Raw genomic sequence first — 22,691 nt, forward strand, 5'->3', positions numbered from 1 at the left:
TCGTGCATCTGCAATCCCGAAACCACTGTCTGGGAAGATGCCTGCCAATCGCCGCATATTCATTGATCGAGCTGGCCTCTCAGCCGGACAATCCGATCCCTGGTGAACGGATCGTCCGTCTTCTCGAGTTGCACTTGCGCCGTGGCGAGCAAGCTGCTTGCCCGGGCGCGGTCGCCACGCGCCAGCGCAACCTCGGCCAGCCCCAGATCGACTCCCGCAGCATATCCCGGCTGCCCGGTCAGCTCGACCAGCTTCTGCCGGTTCACATCCTCGAGCAGCCGGCCAGCCTCGGCGTAACGCAGATTGGCGAGCAGGCACTCGGCCGTGAAATAGCGGATCACATGGGTCAGCGGATAGTCCGGGCCGAAGGCCTGACGGACGCGTTCCAGCGCATCTGCCGCCACGGTCGCCGCGCGGGCGCGTTGCGCGGTCCGGCACAGTGCGGACGCATAGTCTGCCTGTCCGACAAGCGCCTGATGGGATTGGGGGCCGGTCTGGGCGGAGGCGCCTCGCCACACCTGTTCGGCTTCGCGGGCGGCTGCGTCGTAGCGACCAAGGGCGGCATAGCTTTCGAAGCGCGTGGAGCGCAGCCCAAGCGTAAACCGATGGGCGGGACCGAACCGCTTCTCCATTGCCAGGAGCAGCGGCGCGCTACCGCGCAGGGCGGCCTCATGTTCGCCCACCATCGACAGGCTGTTCAGCCAATGCTGCCGGGTCACCAGCGTGTCGGGATGGTCGGCCCCCCGCAGCTTCTCGGATTGATCGATCAGCGTGCGTGCGATCGGCTCGGCTTCCTTCGCGCGACCGAGCCGCATGAGGGTGAGGACCAGCGAGGATTTGACCTTGAGCAACTGGGTCGCGGGGATCTCCGCTTCTGCCTCGCCGATCGCAATCGCTCTGCGAAAAGCACGCTCGGCCAGGGCGATGTCCGCCATATAGCCATAGGCGCCCTCGGCCTGCGCCAGCGCGAAGCCGGTCCGTGCCGTGTTGCCGCGCGCTCCCAGGCTGGCGCGCTCGCGTTCGAGCAGGCGGCCCGCTTCTTCGAGCCGTGCAGGCTGGCCCGATGTGGCCTCCATGTGCACCCTGCCCAGGCGCGCGATGACGGCATCGTCGCTCGTGGCCTCCCCGGCCTCGCGGAACAGCCGGTCGGCAATCTCATATTCAGCACGTGCGGTGTCGGGATCGCCGCGTTGATGAAAGGCGCGCGCCACTGCAAGGTGCAGACGAGCGGCTACCGCAGGTGACGCGGAGAAGCGCTGGTCGATGTTGCGGCTCGCGCGCTTGACAGCGTCGATCACCGTCTCGTCGGCGCCCGATTTCGCCGGATCGGGGCTTGCCAGCACATCCTCCGCGATGAAGCTGTATCCGGTATCGGCCAGTTCCCGTGCGGCGATGGCGCGATCGCGCTGCGACCAGGCATAGACTGCGAGCGCCGAGGTAGCGGCAAACCCGGCCACCAGGCTGGCCGCGGCAGCGCGGACCCAGGGCTGGCGGACGCGCCGGCGTTCCGCCTCCCGCTTCTGTTCGGCAACGAATGCAGCCCGCTCGGCTTCTTCGGCAGCCGCCTGCCTTCGCACGTCGAGCCTCTCGATCCGCTCGGCGAGCTCGGCCGCGCTCGCGAGCCTGCGTTCGGGTGTTCCTTCGGCGGCAAGCCCGATGTCTCCACGCAGCAGCGGATCCTCGACCTGAGCCTCCCACCCCGGTGCCAGCGACCCCGAAAAATCACCGATCGTGAGTTGGTAGAGGATCAGGCCCAGAGCATAGACGTCGCTCTTCACCGTCGGGATGGCGTCGCCCACCAGTTCGGGCGCGCGATAGGCGAGCGTTCCCGATCGCGGCTCGTCCTTGCCAAGGTCGGCGTCCAATGAGCCGGGATCGGTGATCCGGAAGCTCGTCAGCACGGCGTCGTCGAGCAGGCGTCCGCTGCCGAAATCTGCGAGCTTTATGACCGGCCCCTGCTCACCTTCGCTGACCAGGATATTGGCGGGTTTCAGATCCTTGTGCAGGACGCCCAGACCGTGAATGTCGGCGACGGCGCGGCAAATACGCTCGGCGACGTGGAGCCGTTCTTCAAGCGCGATCGCCGGGAGTCCGCCTGCCTCGCTCGCCCAGGCGAGCAGGTCGCGCCCGCCATAGGCATATTCGAGGAAATAGGGCGAAGCGTCGAAATTCCATTCCAGCAGGGCCGGTAGCGGCGCGGCTTTGCCGAGCCCGGCAAACAGGATGCGCGCCAAGGCGGCCTCGCGCTTGAGCGCGCGCAGCCGGTCCGGCGCATCAGCGAATTTGAACACGCGCTGCTCGCCGGTCTTGGCATGACGGGCCAACCAGACGTCGAGCGAACCGGTGTCGCCGAGGACGCGTTCGAGCTTCCACTGGCTCCGCCCGGGCACCGTATCGCCTGGGGCGAAGGTGAACCGGGGGGCAAGAGGTGAATCGATGCCCTCGATCCTGACCTCGCAGGTCAGGCGATAGCCGATCCGCGGCACCGTCTCGATGACATTGTCCTGCCGCGCGCCCAGCGCCTTGCGCAGCTTCGAGATCGCGGTCGGCAGCGAGCCTTCGACCACCGTCACGCCAGGCCAGACGGCGTCGAGTATCTCCTCCTTGGTGACGACCTCGCCCGCGCGCAGCAGCAACTCGTGCAACACTTCGAGGGGCTTGCCTTCGAGCGCCACGGCCGCGCCGCCGATCCGCAGCGCCCAGCTCGCTTCGTCGAACTCGGCGCCCGCGAACCGCCAGAGACGCCTGCGCCGTCGCGTCGAGCTGCCTGCGTGCATCGCTATTCCCCCTCCGTCACGACTTTAGAAATCCTTGAGAAGCGCATCAAGACTTGGGGCCGGCCGCCAAACTAACCACCGCTCATCGGGAAGGGCGGTCATGGCGAACGACGAGATCATCACGGATATCGGCCAGCTTTACACGTTCACGCGATCGGGCACGGTTGCCGGAAACCAGAATTGGTCGGAGACCTCATTCTCCTCGACAACGGTCACCAGCGGCGGCGGGGGCTATCTCCATCAAGGCAGCGGATATGTCACGGCGCCCAGCAGCCACACCACGACCAGCTCGCGCACCAGCGAGCAGCTTCGCCTGTTCGTGCGCAGCGACGACGAGCGCGAGTTCGAAGCCAGGTTCAGCGATCCCGGATTTGGAGTTCGCGACGGGCATCGCGTGACGATCGTCTATGCCGGCACCCAGGCGGCGAGGGCCGGCCATCCGATGGCGCTGGTCAATCACAGCACCGGCAGAAGCAAGGTATTCGCGCAGCGCGCCGAATGGCTGCTGAAGCGGCCGGGGCCTCAGACAGGCTGTCTGCTGTTCGGGGTGTCGATCGCCATCGCGGCATTCATCCCGATCGTCGGCTTCGTCCTCGCCCCCCTCATTTTCGGGACGTTCGGCATGCGGATGTGGAAGCGCAAGCGCCACAATGACCGGCTTGCCGCCGACATCGTCGCTGCCCTCGAAGCGCGTGTCCAAGATTCCATCGAAGCAGAAAGGAACCCAAACAATGCGACTTGATCCCGCCCGCCCCCCGGTCCGCCTTGGCCTGTTCGCCTGCCTTCTGTTCCCGCTCGCCGGGTGCGGCCAGTCGGACTTTACAAAGCAGATGACGGCGATTTGCGCGGAAGAGGCCGATCCCGGAGCGGATTGCGGGTGCATCGTAGGCAAGCTCGACGCGGGACTTCCCGATCGGCTGAAACCCGCATTCAGCGCGCTGCGCTGGCCCTTGAAACCCGCCCCGCAGGACCGGGAGCGCGTCTTCAACGACGCGATGCGCGCGGCGGGCGTCGATCCGGTGGACCGGCAGGCGGTGCAGTCGATCCAGTCCGAATTTCGCGATGCCTACAAGCCGCTACGCGAGCAGCTCCGTGCCGAATGCGGCGGCGATCTCTAGTCCCAAACGAGGAGACCCCGACATGAAGGGCAAGATACTGGGCTTTAGCGAGCGCGATGGCGGTGCCATCTCCGCCGAGGACGGCTCGCGCTACAAGTTCACCGCGGCGGATTGGCGGGGGGAGAGACCGCCTACGCCGGGCCTGGCAGTCGATTTCGAGAGCAATGGCGCCGCCGCATCGGAGGTCTATCCGGTTTCCGGTGCTGCCATGGCCGCGCTCGGCAACCTCAGCGTCGATCTGACGAGCCTGTCCGCATCGCCGGGCGGCGCGCGCTTCGGCGCATTGTTCACGCAGTCGCTCGCACTACCCTTTGCGCTCTTGCTGTTGGCGGCCTGCCTGCTGACCGCCATCTCATCACCGGCGCAAAGCTATTCGCTGTTCGGGCTGGGGGAAGCTGCCGATACGATCCGCGTTCCGTCGGCGATGGCGGCACGGATGATGGGCGAGCGGGGCGGGTCTGGACTCGGGGCGCTGGAAGCGCTGCTCGTGCTGCGCTTTGCCGCGCCGCTTGCTGCGCTGTGGCTGATCTGGGCAGCCTGGCAAGGCAGGAAGGAACGATTGCCGATGCTGGTCGCTGGCGCTAGCGCGATCCTGGCGGGCATGTTGGTTTTCCTGTTCAGATCGGCAGTGCTGTCGGCGATACCCTCGTTCGCGCGCGCGCAGATGGGGTCCGTCATCAGCATTGGCCTCGGCACCTGGTTGCTCCTGCTTGTCGGCGCGGCCTTGATCGCGGCGGGCCTCGGCATTCTTCGCAATCCGCTCGCCCAAGCGGCGGGCGACGCGACGCAATCGTGACTGGGAGGGGACGATGACTCCGATACGGGCAGGAACATTGGGCTTTGCGCTACTCATGGCCGGTTGCGGTGGCGGTGAAGCGCCGCCGGCGGCCGACAATGCCGGCGTGGCGTCCGGGAACGATGTGGCGGGCTCGGCTGTCGCCACCAACCCGGAGCCGTCGGCCGGTGATCAGGCGGGCCTCATCGTCCCGGCGAGCTGGATGCCGGCCGACTGGGATCGCGACGTCTATGCCGGGTCGGGCGAGCAGCTCGATGACCAGGCCATCCGTCGGGCACGGCAGGGAATGCTCAACACGGTTCCCTTCACGTTATGGGCTGTCGCGAACGATAGCCGTGTCACCGAAGCCTTCGAGCCGATCTGGGTTTGGTACGCGGCGATACGCTCATGCGCGCGGGGTATCGAACTGAGCGAGGATCTGGCCGGCGAGTTCGGCAATCGCGATCGTGGCAAGATGGGCCTGACGCGCGCGCGCGACGAACTCAAGCGCTGGGCCGCAACTCAGCCCCGCGACATGACACTCCATTTCTCCGCGACGCTTGGGGAGTGGAATGCCGAGCGTGGCACGTTTCAGCTCGGATCGCTTAGCAAGGCGACGACCTTGAAGCCGGGCGATGTCGAGAGCATCGATCCCTATTTCGACGGCGCGAATGTAGAACTATGGAGTGACCGCAGCGGGCAGGCGATCAACCATTTCCAGGCCTCGCTGGTTGCGCCGCAATGCGCCTCCGCGGACCGCACGAAAGTCTACAAGTTCCAGCGCCAGTCGCAATGGTGGGTGGTCTTCGGCGACGTCGATCGCGGCATGGGCGGGCTGCCGGACTACAAGTCGCGTGCGATGCTGCCGGCGATCGCGATGACGCGTGAGCGCGCCGCCGATTTTGCCCAGCGCAACCGCGAGCGTAAGGTGATCGTGGCGGTGACCTTCGCTCCGGCGGGCTCCAGTTTCGTGAAGGGCATCGACCAGTCCGCGATCCGGGCAGCATTCCGCAAGGTGACGATCACAGACGCGACAGACAATTCGGTGCTGGTCGCAAAGGAGTATTAAAGCGGAGCCTCTGTCAATCGCGGCGAAAGCGGCCGCCCGGCCCGGCACCGGGACATCGCCTGGAGCGGGGAATTGCGGCAGCCCCGCTCGATTGCTTGCCTCTGAAGGAACCTTTGCGGGATAGAGATGCTCTAGAGGATCGCAGCGCCGCAATCACGAGGGCGCCTGCGGGTTGGAGCGTGCGTGGGGCCTAGCGAAGAAAAGGCGAGCGTCGGAAACGAGCGTGCACCTGCTTCGGGCGCAGCATGGCGTTGGCGTCGTGCGATCGTCGGCCTGCTGGTGCTCACGGCCGTGGTCGCCGGGGCCGCCTGGCTGCAGCGGCGCACGATCGCGCGCAGCTTCGTCGATAGCGAACTGGCCAGACGCGGCGTTCCCGCCCGGTACGAGATCGAGCAGCTTTCGCCCTGGCGGCAACGGCTGGTCAATGTATCGATCGGCGATCCTCGCGATCCGGATCTCGTCGCGGACTGGATCGAGCTTCGCACCTCGCTCACTCCCTGGCGCGCCGAGGTGCTGGTCGCGAAGGCGGGCCAGGTGCAGGCGAAGGGGCGCATCGTGAAAGGTGTGCTCTCGCTGGGGTCGCTGGACCGGCTCTTGCCGCCACCGTCCGGCAAGCCGTTCGCACTGCCGCGCCTGATCGTCGATGTCGCCGACGCCCGGTTCCGGCTTGATACCGGCGATGGCCGGGTCATGCTCGGCCTGAGCGGGAGGGGGATGCTGACCGACGGGTTCGCCGGCACGCTGCGTGCCCGCTCGGCCCGACTTGGTATCGCTGGCTGCACGCTGGACGATGTCGCCGCGACGATGCGGGTCCGCATCAAGGATGGCGCGCCGGGCTTTGACGGGCCGGCCCGGGCGGTTCGGATCGCCTGCGCAGATATACGTGCCGCACAGGCACGGTTCGACATCAAGGCTGCGCTCGATGCCTCGCTGGCGCGCTGGAGGGGCAGTGCCGGCCTTGGTGTGTCGGCGATGGCATCGCCCCGGGGCCGGTTGAGCCGGCTGAGGGGCCATATCGGCTTCGATGGCGACCGCAGCCGTACGGCCGGCGCGGTCACGCTTCGCTCCGGCACAGTCTCGTCGCCGGAAATCAGTGCCGGCTCGACGGCGATATCCGGCCACTATTCGATCGGCGAAACCACCGCTTTCGAGGGCGAGGCCGCTGTTCAGCGCGCGGCGTTGCCCGCTTCTCTGATCGGCCGGGTCGCGGGCTATGCCGACACCGCCCAGGGCACGCCGGCGGCACCCCTGATCCGGCAGCTCGCGCTTGCCTTGCGGGATGCCGGTCGCGGCTTCGGCGGTACCGCGACCGTCGAACTGGCCATGCGCGGCGACAGGAGCGCGCTTCGCGTGCGGCGGTTCGATCTTGCCGCGCATTCCGGCGCACGTCTGCGTTTCGATCGGGGTACGGGGTTGGGACTGGACCTGCGCGACGGCGGGGTCGATCTTGCCGGACAGCTTTCGCTCGGCGGCGGCGGTCTCCCGGAAGCGGTGCTGAAGCTCATACGGCGGCCGGGAAGCGATGAGCTTCGCGGCACCGGTACCGTCCGCCCCTATCGGGCGGGCCCCGCCCAGCTCGCACTCTCCGACCTTGATTTCAGGTGGCGGGGCAAAGCGGGTGAAGTTCGGACGACGATGACCCTGTCGGGCCCGCTCGGCGACGGGCGCGTGGACGGGCTATCGATGCCGCTGCTGTTGCGCTGGAACGCGCAGATGGTCGAAGTGAACCCGGCATGCGCCGCGATCGGCTTTGCGCGCATCGCTGCTGCGGGCATGGCGCTGGCGGGGGACAGCCTCTCACTCTGTCCTGTCGGCGCGGCGATGATCCGGTGGAGTCCACAGGGGCTCGCTGGCGGTATTCGCACCCTGAAGCCTGAGCTCAAGGGCAGGGTCGGGGACAGCCCTCTCACCCTCGCGGCGGATGCGGCGCAGATCGACCTCGCCGCCAGCCGCTTTGCGATCGCCAATGCTGCGGTGCGCCTGGGCGCCGATCAGGCGACGCGCCTGGACATCGGTCAGCTCGCCGGCGATTTCCGCGCGGGGCCGGGCGGCGACTTCGAAGCGCTCAACGGCCGCATCGGCGCCGTGCCGCTGGCGCTATCGAACGGCAAGGGGAACTGGCGGATCGAGAAGGGCGATCTCTCGCTTCGCGGCGCCTTCACGCTTTCCGACACCGAGCCCCAGCCCCGCTTCGAACCGTTGCAGGCTCCCGACGCGACCCTGCGGCTGAACGACGGCAAGATCACCGCACAGGCCGGGCTTGTCAGCCCCAAGCGCCAGTTGACGGTGGGAAGCGTGACGCTGGCGCATGATCTGACGCTGGGGGCAGGGCATGCGCTGCTCGATATCCCCGGCATTCGTTTCCAGACCGAAGGGCTGCAACCCAATGAGCTGACCGCGCTCACCTATGGCGTGATCGCCGATGTGGACGGGCTGGTTGCTGGCAGTGGCCGGTTCGACTGGTCGGGCGAGACGGTGACAAGCACGGGCCGCTTCACCGCGACCGAGATCAGTCTGGCAGCGGTCTTCGGCCAGGTTCAGGGGCTGACGACCCGGCTTGAGTTCGCCGATCTCCTCAACATGCGTACTGCGCCCGGGCAGTCGGCCACGATGGCCGAGATCAACCCGGGCGTTCCGGTTCGCGACGGGGCGCTGCGCTATCGGCTGCTCGATGCCCGCCGTGTGGAGGTGGAAGGGGGACGCTGGCCCTTCGCCGGGGGCGAGCTGATCCTCGATCCCACCATCCTCGATTTCGACGAGACGCAGGAACGGCGGATGACCTTCCACGTGAAGGGCGTCGATGCGGCCCTGTTCCTCAAGGAAATGGCGTTCGACAATCTCGATGCCACGGGCACGTTCGACGGCACGCTCCCGATGATCTTCGACGCGAAGGGCGGCCGGATCGAGAGCGGGGAGCTTCGCGCGCGGTCAGGCGGGCGCATCGCCTATGTTGGCGAGATATCGCGGCAGGATGTCGGTTTTTGGGGCAATATGGCGTTCCAGGCGCTGAAATCGCTGAACTACCGGAATCTCAGCCTCCGGATGAATGGACCACTGGCCGGCGAGATGGTCACCGACGTCAGCTTTTCCGGCGTGAGCCAGGGCGAGGGAACCCAGTCGAATTTCCTGATCCGCAGGCTCGCGAAACTACCCTTCGTGTTCAACGTCCGGATCAGCGCGCCCTTCCGCCAGCTGATGGACTCGGTTCAGTCCTGGTACGATCCCAGCCGGCTGATCGAACGCAACCTGCCCTCGTTGATCGAGGAACAGAAACGTGCAGAGGAAGCCGCCAAACCCGCCGTTCAGCCTCGCGAAAGCGGCCCCGTCCCATGAAAGGCAAGTATATGCAGCTACGAAGCAAGACACAGGCGTTGCCGCGATGGCTTGGATATCTCGGGGTGGCTCCCGCGGTGGTCGCGGGCGGCTGTGTCAACGTGACGGCGCCCGACAAGCCGATCGTCATCAACCTCAACATTTCGATCACCCAGGAAGTGGTCTATCGTCTCGACAACAAGGCGAAGGCCATCATTCAGGACAATCCGGGAATCTTCTGATGCGCAACCTGCTTTCCACCTTCGGCTTCGCGGCGGCGCTGACCGCCACGCTGGTCGTTCCCGCCTCCGCTCAGCGCGATCCCGCCTATCAGGCGGCGCGCCAGGCCGGGCTCGTCGGCGAGCAGCCCGACGGCTATCTCGGCATCGTCGGCGTCGCGACGCCCGAGCTTCAGGCGATCGTGAACAACATCAACATCCAGCGGAAGCGCCAGTACACCCAGCAGGCGGCGGCGAGCTCCACGGTCGAGCAGATGGCGTTCGTCACCGGCTGCAACCTCATCGCCCGCACCGCGCCGGGCGAGAAGTATCGTGCGCCCGACGGCCGCTGGCTGACGCGCGGCAGCGAGCCCCCGGTGAGGGATCCCCGCTGCCTCTGAGCGGGCGCATACGGACCCGGTACCGGCGGTCGGAATTTCCGGCTGACCGTGGCGCGGGCGCCATGCCCTTTGCGCCAGTCTCGCAACAAGTGGCCGCCAGTTCGACTGACTCGTGATGGTCCGTTCCACGCAGCGCGGCTGGATTGCAAAAAAGTTTCCCGCCGACATTCGTAAAGCCGCCGCGGCGGCGTCTATCCCTCAACGAAAAGAGCTTCTGACCGAAGGTCTATCAGGGGGAAGACATGAAAACTCGGGATCTGCTGTTTCTGACCACGGCCTGCGGCCTCGCCATCGCCGCGGCGCCGTCCCGGGCTCAGTCCAGCGGTGATGCGGCAGCGCAGGCGGCCGATGCTGCGGAGGACGAGGCGCCCGCGGAACTCGTCATCACCGGATCGCGCATCGATCGCGCCGGCTTCGACGCGCCGACGCCGACCACGGTGTTGAGCGGCGACGCGCTGCTGCAGGGCGATCGCCCGAGCATTGCGCAGGTGCTGAACGATCTGCCCCAGTTCCGGGCCTCTACCTCGCCTGTCACAAACTTCTCGGGCACCGCCTCGGGCTCTTCGCCCGCCGATCTGCGCGGCCTCGGCACGACGCGCACGCTGACCCTGCTCAACGGCCGCCGCTTCACCGGCGCCGGCGATCTCAACACCGTGCCCCAGGGGTTGATCAGCCGGGTCGAGGTGGTCACCGGCGGCGCATCGGCGGCCTGGGGCTCAGGCGCCGTGGGCGGCGTGGTCAACATCCTGCTCAACGAGAAGCTGGAGGGGCTGACGATCGGCGCGCAGAGCGGCGTCTCGTCGCGCGAGGACGCGTTCCGCTACGGCTTCGATGCGAGCTTCGGGACGAAGTTCGCCGATGGCGCGGGCCACTTCATGATCGGCGTTCAGTATATGAACGACGAAGGTGTGCTCGACCGCGATTCCCGCCCGAATCTCGGCAGCACGACGCTGTTCTCCAAGCCGGGCGGCGGGCGGGTGATCGCGCAGGACGTGAACTACTCCAACGCCAGTGTCGGCGGCCTGATCACCACCGGCGTGCTGGCCGGGCAGACCTTCGAGCGCGACGGCACACTGCGTCCGTTCCGCTTCGGCAGCCCGAACGATGGCTCCTCGATGGTCGGCGGCGAGGGTACCAGCTTGCGCGACGAGACCGCGCTGTCGGCGCCCTATCAGCGGCTGAACGGCTATGCCCGCGCCAGCTTCGAACTGGGTGACGCGAAGCTGTGGGTCGATGGCAGCTACTCGCGGATGTGGGCCGAATATCCCTTCTATGCCGAGAGCAATCGCGGCGGCAGCAGCATCACGGTCTCGCGCGACAACCCCTTCCTGCCCAAGGCGGTGCGCGACCGGCTGATCGCGGCGAACCAGACCAGCTTCCGCATGGGCCGCGTGTTCGAGGATTATGGCTATCGCACCTTCGGCTACACGCGTGAGACGATCGATGCCGCGATCGGCATCGACGGATCGTTCGGCGGCGGGAAGTGGCGGTACAGCGCCTATTACGGCCATGGTCAGCTGATCGACGATCGCGGCTATCTGAACCAGAAGGTCGATGCGAACTTCACGCGGGCGATCGATGTCGTCGCGCATCCGGTGACCGGCGCGCCGATCTGCCGCGTGGCACTGACCGACCCTGCCACCGCATGCCGTCCGCTCAACGTCTTCGGTGAGGGCAATGCCGATCCGGCGGCGGTCGCCTATGCCTTTTCGAATACGGCGCATGTCCGCAACACGACCAAGCTCGATACGGCGGCGATCAGCCTGCGCGGCGATCCCTTCTCGCTCTGGGCGGGGCCGGTGTCGGTCGCGATCGGTGCGGAGGCGCGCTGGGAATCGATCGAATCCAGCGGCCTCGATCCGATCTCCGCCGCGCGGGGCTTCACGACCTTCAACTTCTCCGAGCTCAATGGCGGCTTCAACGTCAAGGAGGGCTTTGCCGAAGTCGCGGTGCCGCTGCTCGATCAGGATTTCAGCAAGCTCGAATTCAGCGCCGCGGGCCGGTACAGCCACTATAGCAACACCGGCAGCGTCAATTCGTGGAAGCTGGGCTTGACCAACCGCGTATACAGCGAGTTGCTGCTGCGCGTTTCGCGTTCGCGCGACATTCGTTCGGGCAGTCTCAGCGAATTGTTCACCAACCGTTCGACCACCCGGTCGACCGTCGCCGACGGGGCGAACGGCAGCTACGAGATCATCACCTATGGCGGCGGCAACCAGGCACTGGACCCCGAGATCGGCGAGACGACCACGGCCGGCGTGACCTGGTCGCCCTCCTCCGTTCCGGGCCTCAGCCTGTCGGTCGACTATTTCGATATCCGCATCAAGGGCGCCATCTCGACGCTGAGCGGCCAGGACATCATCACGCGCTGCGCCAACGGCAATACCGCATTGTGCGGGCAGATCGTCCGCGGCAGCGACAACAAGATCGCGCACATCTTCGCGACGTTCGTGAATCTCGCCGAATACAAGACCCACGGCATCGATTTCGAGGCGTCGTACAATCTGCCGCTCAGCAAGCTGTCGGCCGCATGGCCGGGCACGCTCAAGTTCCGCGGCCTCGCGACCTATGTCCCCAGCCTCACCACCGACGATGGCGTCAGCAAGATCGAATATGCGGGTGAGGTCGGCGAAGCGCTTCCGTTCGGCACGCCGAAATGGCGCGCGAGCGGCAGCCTGACCTATCAGGATCAGACGCTGAGCGTCGATGCGCGCCTGCGCTATGTCGCTGGCGGCATGTGGAATAGCGCGCTGAAGGATCTGGAGAACAACGCGATCAAGGCGCGGACCTATGTCGACCTCGGCGCGCGGGTGACGGTCGACAAGCTGACGCTGTCGCTCAACGTCAACAACCTGTTCGATGTCGATCCGCCGCTGACGACGACCGGCCAGATCCACTATGACCAGATCGGCCGCTACTTCTCGACCACGGCGAAGATCCGGTTCTGACGCGCAGGGGAATTGTCATGAGCTCATCTGGCCCGGCCCTCAAAGGATCGATCCGCGGGGGCGTTGCCCTCGCGACCGGCGTCGCGGTGCTGGCTGCCATGCCCGCCACCGCCCAGTCCGCGGCGCCGGTCACCGCCGTGCAGGTGGATCCGATCTTCGCGACGTTCAATTCGGACACCGCACCGGGTTGTGCGGTGGCGGTGGACCGGGCCGGGCAGCGGGTGCTGACCCGCGCCTATGGCATGGCGGACCTCGAGCACGGCATCCGCAACTCGGCAGATACGGTGTTCGAGGCGGGGTCGGTGTCGAAACAGTTCACGGCGGCGGCGGCGCTCGCGCTGGTCGATGCGGGCAAGCTCAAGCTCGATACCGATGTGCGGACGATCATTCCCGAGCTGCCCGATTACGGTCAGGTCATCACCGTCGATCAACTGCTCAACCATACCAGCGGGTTGCGGGACTGGGGCGCGATCCTCGGTCTTGCCGGCTGGCCGCGCAGCACGCGCATCAACACCCAGAACGATTTCCTGGCCATCGCCGCCAGGCAGAAGGCGCTCAACTACCGGCCTGGCGCGGAATCGAGCTACACCAACACAGGCTACAACCTGCTGACCGAGATCGTGCAGCGGGTCAGCGGCAAGTCGCTCGCTGACTATAGCCGAGAGACCTTCTTCGTGCCGCTCGGCATGGCCCACACCCAATGGCGCGACAATTTCCGGCGCATCGTGCCGGGCCGTGCGCAAGCCTATGACCGCAAGGGCGGCGGCTACGAACAGGACATGCCGTTCGAGGATGCCTATGGCAATGGCGGCCTGCTGACGACGGTCGGCGATCTCCAGATCTGGAACCAGGCGCTCGACAGCGGCAAGCTCGGCAAGTTCGTGACGACCAAGCTCTCCGAACGCGGCACGCTGCGCGACGGCCGCAAGATCACCTATGGCCGTGGCCTGTTCAACTATACCTTCAAGGGCACCGAGGAGATCGCCCATTCGGGGGCGACCGCCGGCTACCGCGCATGGCTGGGCCGCTATCCGGCGCAGAAATTGTCGGTGGCGCTGCTCTGCAATGCCGCCAACGCCGATACCGGAATGGGACGCCAGGTGGCGGCGCTGTTCCTGCCGGGTCCGCCCGATCCCGAACGCGTGGCCACGATGCCCGAAGGGCTGTTCGTCGATCAGGCGTCGGGCGCACCGCTGGACGCCGGGCGTTTCCGCGCGAATGAGAGCCGGATCGTTTCGGACGACCGGATCGAATTGACCGGTCGCGACGGCAACCTCGCAGTGTATCTCCGCACCGAACCGGTCGTCGCCAACACGGTGAAGTTGGCCGACTATGCCGGAAGCTATGCCAGCGACGAGGTCGGCGCGGCCTACCGGATCGAACCCGGCGCCGGGGGCCTGGCCTGGCGCATCCGCGACCGCCCGGATTTTCAGCAGGTGCTGAAACCCGTCTATCGCGATGCCTTTCAGGGCGACGGGGCCACATTCCGGTTTCAGCGCGATGCGGCCGGCCGGGTGGTCTCGCTCACGGTCAGCATCGAGCGCGCGCGCAACGTCAAATTTTCCCGGGTTCCGTAAGGGCATCGGCGTTATGCAAATTCCGAATACCCCTTTCGACATCGGCATTGGACGCTCCCGCCGCAACGCGGCAGCATTCGGATATGGAGTATGCGCAACAAACTTTCAAAGAACTGGAAGTGCGGTTGCGTCTGTTCGTTGCGGCAAGGGTCAGTAACCGGGGCGATGTCGATGACGTGGTTCAGGAATCATTCCTGAAGTTTCATTCGGCTTGCCGGGATCAGATGATCGTCAATCCTCTGGGCTATCTGTGCCGCGTCGCGCTGAACGTGATCATCGATCAGGGAAGGCGGCGCACGCCGCTGACCAATTCCGTTGATATCGATGGCGTGGCCGAAAGCTGCCTCGCCATGGAAGCATCGCAGGAGCAGGGACGCCGTCTCGCCGATCTGGAGCGTGCCTATCATGCCGCGCTCGCCGAGCTGTCACCGCGCTGCGCCGAGGTGTTCCTGCTCCGCCGCCGCCACGACATGGCGACACCGGACGTCGCCGCACGCCTGTCGATCACGACGCGGATGGTGCAGAAGCACATGGTCACCGCGATGGCACATCTGCAGGAGCGGCTTCGCCCGTTCCTGTATGGCGATCACGCCGAGCCGGTATCCGATGGCGGCGGTTTCAGTTCGCCGGTCAGGCGCCAGATGACATCGAGCTCGCAAGCGCATGCATAGGTTTCGGGATCGTCCGTCAGGTCCGGTAGCGCGGTATCGGGCAGCGGCGTGTCCGCCGTGATCCGTGCGACCAGCGCTTCGAAGGTTTCGGGATCGATCACGCAGTTCCGTCCTGGCCTGTGCCTCTCTGCATATGCTGCGCCCTTCACCGCGTCGATTCCGATTAGACGAACGTACTCGGCAGTTGCGAACTCGCGCGGGAAATATTCCACCCGATGCTCTAGCATTGCGACGACCGGCTTCACGAAAGGTTCTACCATGACTTCTCTCGCAACCCTCGCCCTTCTTCTGGCGGCCGGAAGCGCGACCGCTTCGGCCACGCCGGGGGACAAGGTCGCCAAGGCGACGCTGGCGAGCGCATCCTATCGCGCCGCCGCCGCGCAGCTCGATCGCGAGCATGACCGGATCGTGGAGGAGATCGTCAAGCTGACCGAGATTCCGGCGCCGCCGTTCAAGGAGGCGAAGCGTGCTGCAGCCTATCGCGAGATGCTTGCCGAAGCCGGGCTCACCGATGTCGAGATCGATGCCGAGGGCAATGCGATGGGCCTCCATCGTGGCACCGGTCCGGCAGGCGGTCCGGTGATCGTGCTGGCCGCGCATCTCGACACGGTGTTCCCGGAAGAGACCAATGTGAAGGTGCGTCGCGAGGGAACACGCCTTCATGCCCCCGGCATCGGCGACGACACACGCAGCCTCGCCGTGCTGCTCGCCTATGCGCGCGCGCTGAAGGCCAATGCGATCAAGACCAAGTACGACATCCTGTTCGTCGGCAATGTCGGGGAGGAGGGGCCGGGCGATCTGCGCGGGGTCCGTTATCTCTTCACCAAGGGCAAGTACAAGGATCGCGTGCGCGCGTTCATGTCGATGGACGGGACGAACCCGGAGCGGATCGTCACCGGCGGGGTCGGATCGAAACGCTATCGCGTGACCTATAAAGGGCCGGGCGGCCACAGCTACGGTGCGTTCGGGCTGGTGAACCCGATGGTCGCGGCCGGCCGCACCGTCACCGACTTCTACACCATCCCGGTGCCGAAGACGCCTAAGACGACTTATGCTGCCAGCGTCACCGGCGGCGGCACCTCGGTCAACTCGATCCCCAACGAGATCTTCGTCGAGTTCGACATGCGTTCGGAAAACCCGGCCGAACTCGCCAAGGTGGAAGCCCGGTTCAAGGCGATCGTCCAGGCGAGCGTCGATGCCGAGAATGCCGCGCGCAGTACCCGGGAAGGCAAGATCACTGCCGATCTTAAGATGATCGGCGACCGGCCGGCGGGCAGCACCCCGGCAACGGCCGAGATCGTGCAGATCGCGACCGCGGTGATCACCGCCAAGGGCATGAAACCCGCCGCGTCCTTCTCCTCGACCGATTCCAACCTGCCGATGAGCCTCGGAATCCCGGCGATCACGATCGGTTCGGGTGGCAAGGGCGATCGTGCCCATTCGCTCGACGAGTGGATCGATGTCGAGAAGGGCGCGAGCGTGCAGGGCATGTCGGTCGGCCTCGGCATCCTTCTGGCGGCGGCCGGCGCCAAGTGAGCGCAGCCATGGTCCGCGTCGCGCTGCTGGCCGCTGCGGCCATGCTCCCGCTCACCGCCGTTCCGGCACAGGAGCCGCTGGTCACCACGCCGGTTCCGACCACGCCGATCGCCGGGGAGTTCACGCTCGCCGCGGTCGGCGACCTCATCTATCTGCGCCCGATGCTGGCGACGCTCGAGGCGCGCAGCCCGGACATGGTTCGGCTGCTGCGCGGGGCGGACGTGACGTTCGGCAATTTCGAGATGACGGTGCTCGATCTCGCAACGACCAAGGGGGTGGCGCAGGCGGAATCGGGCGGGACCTGGATCCTCGCCGATCCGGGTGTTCCAGAAGACGTCGCCGGTCTCGGTTTCGACATCGTCAGCCACGCCAACAACCATTCGACCGACTGGGGCGTGGAGGGGATGGCCGAAACCGGTCGCCGCCTCACCGACGCCAAGCTTGTCTGGTCGGGGACCGGCCCGAGCATGAGCGCGGCGCGGGCGCCGCGCTATCTCGATGCGCCCAAGGGGCGCGTCGCGATCGTCTCGGCGACCTCGACCTTCACCCCGATGTCGCGCGCGAGCGACGGCTATGGCGAGGTGGCGGGGCGTCCGGGCGCCAACACCCTGCGCACCGTCCGCACCGCTCTGGTCAGCGCCGAGCAGCTTGAGACGCTCGCGGCGATCGCGGCCAAGTCGCCGCTGCGAACCGACGGCCGCAAGGGCGACGCCGTGACGCTGTTCGGCAACCGCTTCGCGCCGGGCGCGACCGGCGGCAGGCATCTCGACTATCGCTACACGATGAACGCGGCTGACCTGGCGGCAAACCTGCGCGCGATCCGCCAGGCGAAGCAGAACGGCAATTTCGTGATCTACTCGGTCCATAATCACGAGCCGGGCAATGATTTTCAGGAGCCGGCCGACTTCGCGATCGAACTCGCGCGCAAGGCGATCGATGCGGGTGCGGACGCCTATATGGGCCATGGCCCGCATCAGCTGCGCGGGATCGAGATCTACAAGGGCAAGCCGATCTTCTACTCGCTCGGCAACTTCGCGATGATGAACAACTCGCTCGATGTCGTCGCGCCCGACATGTACGATCAGTTCGGCGTCGATCCGGAAAGCGGGACCGTTCCCGAACTGCTCCAGGCGCGCAACACGCGTGCCTTCTCCGACCCCAATCTCTATGAATCGGTGATCGCCGTATCGCGCTATTCCGGCGGGCAGGTGTCCGAGATCAGGCTCTATCCGATTGATCTGGGCGTCGAGATCAAGGGTGCGGATCGCGGCGTGCCGCGCATGGCATCGCGCGCGCATGGCGACCGGATCCTCGAGCGGCTGCGTACCTTGTCGGCGCCGCTCGGCACGACGATCCGGATCGAGAATGGCGTCGGCGTGATCCGCCTCGTGCCGGCGGGCGGCAAGCCGAACTAGGCGGGCCGCGCTCCGCTGCCCATCGCGGGCAGGGCGCTTGCCGCCTTCCACACCTGGTCGACCGATTGCCGCGTGCGATCGGCCGACCGGTACATGCGGATCTGCATCCGCACGTCCGCGCCCAGATCGTAGAGATAGCCACTCGCCAGTTCGCGGCGGATCAGGCTTTCGGGCAGCCATGCGATGCCATGCCCCGCCAGTACCATCGCCTTCAGGATTTCCGCCACGGCATTGTCGTTGACATGGCTGGTCAGCAGCTGGACGCCGAAGACCCGCGCTGCATGATTGCTCAGCCGGCCGAGAAACGAGTTGGGGCCATAGGCCATCAGCGACGCTTCGCCGTCGAGCGTGAACAGCGGCTTGCCGTTCTCGCAGCGCGACGCGGCGAGCAGCCGGTCCTCGCCCAGCACGATGAAGGGAAAGCGCTCGGGATCGAGCGACATCGGCACTGCGTCATGATGGAAGGTGAGCAGGAAGTCGCTCTTCCCCTCGACCAGCGACTGGATGCAATTGTGCGAATTGTCGGCGAGGACGTCGGTCTTGAGCGGTCCCAGGATACGCTCGATGTCCTTGAGCCATTCGGGGAAGACGCTCAGCGCCAGCGTATGCAGCGCGGCGAAGCTGACCGTCTTGAGCGAGAGGAGCCGCCGCGTCTGCATATCCGCCCGCGCATCCCGCAGCATGTTCAGCACCTCGTCCGCAGTCTCGCGGAACGACCGCCCCTCGTCGGTCAGCGAGGTGGGAAAGGTGCTGCGATCGATCAGCGACGCGCCGAGCCACAGTTCCAGCGCCTGGATGCGACGGCTGAACGCGGATTGCGTGACGTTGCGCGCGGCCGCCGATCTCGAGAAGCTGCGCGTCTCGCACAGGCTGACGAAATCCTCGAGATGCTTCAGGTCCATTGCTCTTCCGCCTTGTTTCATCGTCCGCCGGGTTCGCTTAACGACAAAGCCCGCGTCTTAGAACGCGAATGATAACCGGCGCCGCGAGCGCCAGTGCTGGAGAGATGAGCCCCAATGCGCAGACGTGTCGAAGTCCTTGTGATCGGCGGTGGCATCGCGGGGATATCTGCGGCGGCCCGGATCGCGCAGCATGCGGAAACCATCGTCCTCGAACGCGAATCCGCACTCGGCTATCATTCGTCGGGGCGTAGCGCGACCTTCTATCATTTCGGGATCGGCAACGATGCAGTGCGCGGCATGACCGCGGCGAGCAGCGACTTCTTCGCAACGCCGCCCGCCGACTATCACGACGGACCGCTCTGGACCGCCAAGCCTGCTCTGTTCATCGCCGACCGCAACTCGATGCCGGAGCTCGAGGCGCTGCATGTCGAGATGGACCGGTTCACCACCACCATCTCGCGCGTAGGGCCGGAAGCGATGCTGGGGATCGTCCCGGTCCTGAAGACGGGCGAGGACGGCGTCGTCGCCGGCCTGCTCGACACCGGCGGGCGCAAGCTCGATGCGGATGCGCTGCTCCAGGCCAATGCCCGCGCGTTCCGCCGCGCCGGGGGCGAAGTCGTTTTCGATGCGCCCGTCACATCGATCGTGCGATCGGGTGGCGACTGGGAGGTCGAGACGCCGGCCGGCTCTTATGCCGCGCGGACCATCGTCAACGCGGCCGGGGCCTGGGCCGACGTCGTCGCGGGCATGGCGGGAGTCCGGCCGCTGGGCCTTCAGCCGCTGCGCCGAACGATCATCGGCTTTGCGCCGCCGCCCGGGCTCGACGTCTCCGGCTGGCCGTTCCTCAAGACCGTCGCCGATGAGGGCTTCTACATGCTGCCCGATGCGGGACTGCTGCTGGCTTCGCCGATGGACGTCACCCCGGTCGAGCCGTGCGACGTGCAGCCCGATGAGTATGAGATCGCGCTCGCGGCATGGCGGGTCGAGGAGGCGACTACGCTCAATGTCGGCCGGGTCAGCACGCGTTGGGCGGGCCTGCGCAGCTTCGTCGCCGACAAGGTGCCGACCGCGGGTTTCTCGCCCGATGCGGAAGGGTTTTTCTGGCTGGCCGGGCAGGGCGGCTATGGGCTCCAGACCGCGCCTGCCATGGCGATGGCTACCGAAGCGCTGATGTTCGATCTGCCCTGGCCGGAAGCGTTGGCGGCGCAAGGCGTCAGGCCGGACCAGATCCGGCCGGAGCGGCTGTTCGGCTGATCGCCGTCAACCGTAGGGCGGCAGGGTTCCGAGCAGGGCGACCGCCAGGATCACCCCCATGGCGAGCAGGGTTTCGAACGTCACGCTCGCCCGCAAGCCGCCCATCGCCGATCGCGACGCCGCTTCCAGTCGCGGCGTCAGGTGCCAGCGATTGAATCCGGCAAAGGTCAGCATTGTACCGAACAGAAGCAGCTTGAGGCCAAGGACGCGGCCATAGTCGCTGGCCGCCAGCGCGGGCAGCGTATCGGTGCCCGCAATCGCCCACAGGTTGATGGCACCGGTGACGATCAGCGTACCCACGATCACCGTGCCCGTGACCGCGAACCGGCGAAGCGCGGCGATCAGGTCGCCGGTGGCGATGCGCGATCGTGCAAGCGCGGCGAACAGCAGGACCAGCGTTCCGAGCCAGACCGACGCGGCGGTCAGATGCAGAATATCGGCTGTGCGGTGGAGGCTGCCGGCGGCGCCCTCGCTGGCGCCCGCATGCCCGGTCCAGGCCAGCGCCGCCAGCGCGGCCAACGCCAGCGCGGTGTGTGGCACCCGGCTGTGCGCGGTACGGCACGCAAGTGCGGCCAGCACCGCGAGGCACAGGAAGCGGGCGATCGCTGACAGGCCGGCGCTGGTCTCGAACGCGATGAAACCCAGCATGGGACCATCCAGAACCGCCGTATCGCCCCCGGTCATCGCGAGCGCCGTCACCGCCAGTTGCGCGATAGCGAGGATCGCGCCCGCGCCTGCCAGCCCCGCGATCACCGGCGCAGATGCTTCGCCGGGCGCGGTCCGCCGTGCGCAGAGCAACAGGCCGGCAAGCAGCAGGAGGTCGAGATAGACCAGCGCGCGCAGCGCTATCGCTGCGCCCTCTCCTGCTGCCCAGGCGATCACATCAGTTCACGGCGAAATTGTGCGTGCCGGTGATCCGGTGGGTATCGGCGCCCACCACATGCCAGTCGACGCGATAGGTGCCCGCCGGAAGCGGTCGGGCGGAGGTCAGCACGATCGTGGTGCCGTCGCTGCCGACTGCGGCGTTTACCCCGGTCATCTTCATGTCGGGGTGGTTGGCCATGCCGGGCATCCCCGTCATCGTCAGCGTCGCGCCGGAAAGCTTCGGGGTCAGCCGTTCGCTGAACTTGAGCACGATCCGCGACACGCCCTTGGCCGGCTTGTTCGCCGCAGGCGTCGCCGCAACCAGCTTCGGATGCGCGGCGGCCAGACCGGGGAATGCGAAGGCGATCGTGGCCGCAAGCGATAGTGCGACTTTCGAGAAGGGAGGCATATATAACTCCGTGAATGTTCGTTCTGGATACGCGGCAAAATCGCCAACCCCGCGAAATTTCGAGGGCGCCGGCACGGGCTTGCGTAGATGCGATCGACGGAGACGATAGATGGCCACCGACATCGACGAAACATTGCAGGCGCTGGGCGGGGTTCCCGATCACCCGCAGCTCGACGGGATCGAGGGTCGCGTGCTGGCGTCGATCGAGGTGCGGCGCGCGGATGCGGTGGGATCGCGCATGACCCTTATGCTGGCGGCCGGGGCGATGCTGCTCGGCGCGGCGGGGGCGACCTTGCCCTATAAGCCGGCGGCCGCATCGACTCCCGCGACCTTCGCCGATCCTGGCCCGCTCGCCCCTTCGTCGCTGCTGCTGGGCTCCGCCGAACGATGATGAAGCGCAACCTGATTATCGCGCTGATCGCCTTCGCCGCCGCGTTGCTCGGCGTGTTCGCGGGCCGCGCACTCGCGCCCGCCAAGCAAGACCGGATCGACATCCACACCGTGCTGCACGAGCGGCTGGATCTCGATGCCGATCAGGAGCGCAAGCTGGATGCACTTGAAAGCGAATTCGCCGTGCGCCGCCGCGTGCTTGAGGCAAGGATGCGCGCGCATAACCGGCGGCTTGCCGAGGCGATCCAGGCGGAGCATCGCAACGGTCCAGCCGTCGAGGCTGCGATCGACGCGACCCATGTGACGATGGGCGAGCTCCAGAAGGCGACGCTCGCGCATGTCTTTGCGATGCGCGGGTTGCTTCGGCCCGATCAGGCCCGGATCTTCGACGAGGCGGTGACCAAGGCGCTGGTCGAAGAACAACAGTGACCCTTGCTGCGGCGGGAAGCGATGGCGATCTGGCGGCGCGATCGCTTGCCGGCGATCAGCGCGCGTTTGCCGAGATCGTGAGCCGCCACAAGCAGTTCCTCTACGGCTTGACCGTGCGCCTCGTCGGCAGCCCCGACGATGCGCTCGATCTGGTGCAGGAGGCGTTCGTCTCCGCCCACGGGGCGCTCAAGCGCTACGATCCCGAACGCCCGATGCGGACCTGGCTGGCGCGTATCGCGATCAACAAGGCACGCGACTGGCGCCGGAAGGAACGCGTGCGTGCCGTGCTGCGCAGCGTCCTGCCGCTTGGCGACGCGCCCGATGTCGCCGCGGACCAGGTGTCGGTGGAGCAGCAGGTTTCGGATCGGGCCGAACTCGCCGAGGTCAGCAGGCAGATCGCGAAGATGCCCGCGAAACTGCGGGAAGTGCTGGTGCTGCGGACGATCGAAGGTCTGCCGCAGCTGCAGGTGGCCGAGATGCTCGGCATCAGCGAGAAGTCGGTGGAAACGCGGCTCTACCGCGCCCGGCGGTACCTTGCCGAACGCTGATTTCCAGCAAATTCGGCCATCTCGATATGAGGGGTCTTGGGCACCCTGGCGTAGAACCGGGTACCCAACGGAGTTGCG

20 protein-coding genes are annotated in these 22,691 nt (G+C 66.6%); 16 read left to right on the forward strand and 4 right to left on the reverse strand.

All coding sequences use genetic code 11. The annotated features are described in order from the left end of the window. Positions 1-59: 59 nt before the first annotated feature. Entirely contained in the window at positions 60-2,777 is a 2,718-nt protein-coding gene (locus BDW16_RS14485) for a protein kinase domain-containing protein (RefSeq protein ID WP_066572974.1), read from the reverse strand. A 100-nt stretch (positions 2,778-2,877) separates the two neighbouring features. Here BDW16_RS14485 and BDW16_RS14490 point away from each other — a divergent pair, with 100 nt between their 5' ends. The 12 genes from BDW16_RS14490 (at position 2,878) to BDW16_RS14545 (ending at position 17,817) form a co-directional block, all read left to right on the forward strand. Further along, complete coding sequence (locus BDW16_RS14490) at positions 2,878-3,519, forward strand: hypothetical protein (protein WP_066572976.1); 642 nt, start codon at positions 2,878-2,880, stop codon at positions 3,517-3,519. Then, positions 3,509-3,895 carry a hypothetical protein gene (locus BDW16_RS14495; RefSeq protein WP_066572983.1) on the forward strand — a complete coding sequence of 129 codons (387 nt, stop codon included), beginning with the start codon at positions 3,509-3,511 and terminating at the stop codon, positions 3,893-3,895. The genes BDW16_RS14490 and BDW16_RS14495 overlap by 11 nt, the downstream gene beginning before the upstream one ends. 22 nt (positions 3,896-3,917) lie before the next feature. Continuing rightward, entirely contained in the window at positions 3,918-4,691 is a 774-nt protein-coding gene (locus tag BDW16_RS14500) for a hypothetical protein (protein ID WP_066572986.1), read from the forward strand. Between the two features lie 13 nt (positions 4,692-4,704). Beyond that, positions 4,705-5,739 carry a hypothetical protein gene (locus BDW16_RS14505; RefSeq protein ID WP_125958802.1) on the forward strand — a complete coding sequence of 345 codons (1,035 nt, stop codon included), beginning with the start codon at positions 4,705-4,707 and terminating at the stop codon, positions 5,737-5,739. A gap of 183 nt (positions 5,740-5,922) precedes the next feature. Continuing rightward, the gene (locus tag BDW16_RS14510) at positions 5,923-9,072 is read left to right on the forward strand and encodes an intermembrane phospholipid transport YdbH family protein (protein WP_066572990.1); all 3,150 of its coding nucleotides are present in this window, start codon (positions 5,923-5,925) and stop codon (positions 9,070-9,072) included. Positions 9,073-9,083: 11 nt separating this feature from the next. After that, positions 9,084-9,293 carry a YnbE family lipoprotein gene (locus BDW16_RS14515; protein WP_066573873.1) on the forward strand — a complete coding sequence of 70 codons (210 nt, stop codon included), beginning with the start codon at positions 9,084-9,086 and terminating at the stop codon, positions 9,291-9,293. Next, complete coding sequence (locus tag BDW16_RS14520; protein ID WP_066572993.1) at positions 9,293-9,670, forward strand: YdbL family probable chaperone protein; 378 nt, start codon at positions 9,293-9,295, stop codon at positions 9,668-9,670. The genes BDW16_RS14515 and BDW16_RS14520 overlap by 1 nt, the downstream gene beginning before the upstream one ends. A gap of 242 nt (positions 9,671-9,912) precedes the next feature. Then, the gene (locus BDW16_RS14525) at positions 9,913-12,618 is read left to right on the forward strand and encodes a TonB-dependent receptor plug domain-containing protein (RefSeq protein WP_066572996.1); all 2,706 of its coding nucleotides are present in this window, start codon (positions 9,913-9,915) and stop codon (positions 12,616-12,618) included. A 17-nt stretch (positions 12,619-12,635) separates the two neighbouring features. Further along, a complete protein-coding gene (locus BDW16_RS14530; RefSeq protein ID WP_066572999.1) occupies positions 12,636-14,195 on the forward strand; it encodes a serine hydrolase domain-containing protein in 1,560 nt (519 codons plus the stop codon). Positions 14,196-14,278: 83 nt separating this feature from the next. Then, positions 14,279-14,866 (forward strand): RNA polymerase sigma factor, encoded by a 588-nt coding sequence (locus BDW16_RS14535; protein WP_066573001.1) that lies wholly within the window; start codon positions 14,279-14,281, stop codon positions 14,864-14,866. Positions 14,867-15,124: 258 nt separating this feature from the next. Beyond that, positions 15,125-16,402, forward strand: a complete 1,278-nt coding sequence (locus tag BDW16_RS14540; protein ID WP_066573003.1) for a M20/M25/M40 family metallo-hydrolase — start codon at positions 15,125-15,127, stop codon at positions 16,400-16,402. Continuing rightward, positions 16,399-17,817 (forward strand): CapA family protein, encoded by a 1,419-nt coding sequence (locus BDW16_RS14545; RefSeq protein ID WP_277600053.1) that lies wholly within the window; start codon positions 16,399-16,401, stop codon positions 17,815-17,817. The genes BDW16_RS14540 and BDW16_RS14545 overlap by 4 nt, the downstream gene beginning before the upstream one ends. Here the strand turns inward: BDW16_RS14545 and BDW16_RS14550 are convergent. Continuing rightward, positions 17,814-18,719, reverse strand: coding sequence for a LysR family transcriptional regulator (locus tag BDW16_RS14550; protein ID WP_066573010.1), 906 nt, complete (start codon positions 18,717-18,719; stop codon positions 17,814-17,816). The genes BDW16_RS14545 and BDW16_RS14550 overlap by 4 nt on opposite strands. A gap of 114 nt (positions 18,720-18,833) precedes the next feature. Between BDW16_RS14550 and BDW16_RS14555 the strand changes: the two genes are divergently transcribed. Further along, positions 18,834-19,973, forward strand: a complete 1,140-nt coding sequence (locus tag BDW16_RS14555) for an NAD(P)/FAD-dependent oxidoreductase (RefSeq protein ID WP_066573012.1) — start codon at positions 18,834-18,836, stop codon at positions 19,971-19,973. Between the two features lie 6 nt (positions 19,974-19,979). Here the strand turns inward: BDW16_RS14555 and copD are convergent, their stop codons facing one another. Both copD and copC read right to left on the reverse strand, forming a co-directional pair. Next, positions 19,980-20,855: a copper homeostasis membrane protein CopD gene (gene copD, locus BDW16_RS14560; RefSeq protein WP_066573014.1), complete on the reverse strand. Its 876-nt coding sequence runs from the start codon at positions 20,853-20,855 to the stop codon at positions 19,980-19,982. A gap of 1 nt (position 20,856) precedes the next feature. Beyond that, positions 20,857-21,246: a copper homeostasis periplasmic binding protein CopC gene (gene copC / locus BDW16_RS14565; RefSeq protein WP_066573018.1), complete on the reverse strand. Its 390-nt coding sequence runs from the start codon at positions 21,244-21,246 to the stop codon at positions 20,857-20,859. Between the two features lie 109 nt (positions 21,247-21,355). Between copC and BDW16_RS14570 the strand changes: the two genes are divergently transcribed. Genes BDW16_RS14570 through BDW16_RS14580 form a run of 3 tightly spaced genes read left to right on the forward strand, consistent with a single transcriptional unit; the run spans position 21,356 to position 22,613 of the window. Then, a complete protein-coding gene (locus BDW16_RS14570; protein ID WP_066573024.1) occupies positions 21,356-21,637 on the forward strand; it encodes a hypothetical protein in 282 nt (93 codons plus the stop codon). Next, positions 21,634-22,065, forward strand: a complete 432-nt coding sequence (locus BDW16_RS14575) for a periplasmic heavy metal sensor (protein ID WP_066573025.1) — start codon at positions 21,634-21,636, stop codon at positions 22,063-22,065. The genes BDW16_RS14570 and BDW16_RS14575 overlap by 4 nt, the downstream gene beginning before the upstream one ends. Next, a complete protein-coding gene (locus BDW16_RS14580) occupies positions 22,062-22,613 on the forward strand; it encodes an RNA polymerase sigma factor (RefSeq protein WP_066573027.1) in 552 nt (183 codons plus the stop codon). Before BDW16_RS14575 ends, BDW16_RS14580 begins: the two co-directional genes overlap by 4 nt. Positions 22,614-22,691 lie beyond the last annotated feature (78 nt).

The organism is Sphingomonas koreensis (assembly GCF_002797435.1).
Lineage (GTDB): Bacteria > Pseudomonadota > Alphaproteobacteria > Sphingomonadales > Sphingomonadaceae > Sphingomonas > Sphingomonas koreensis.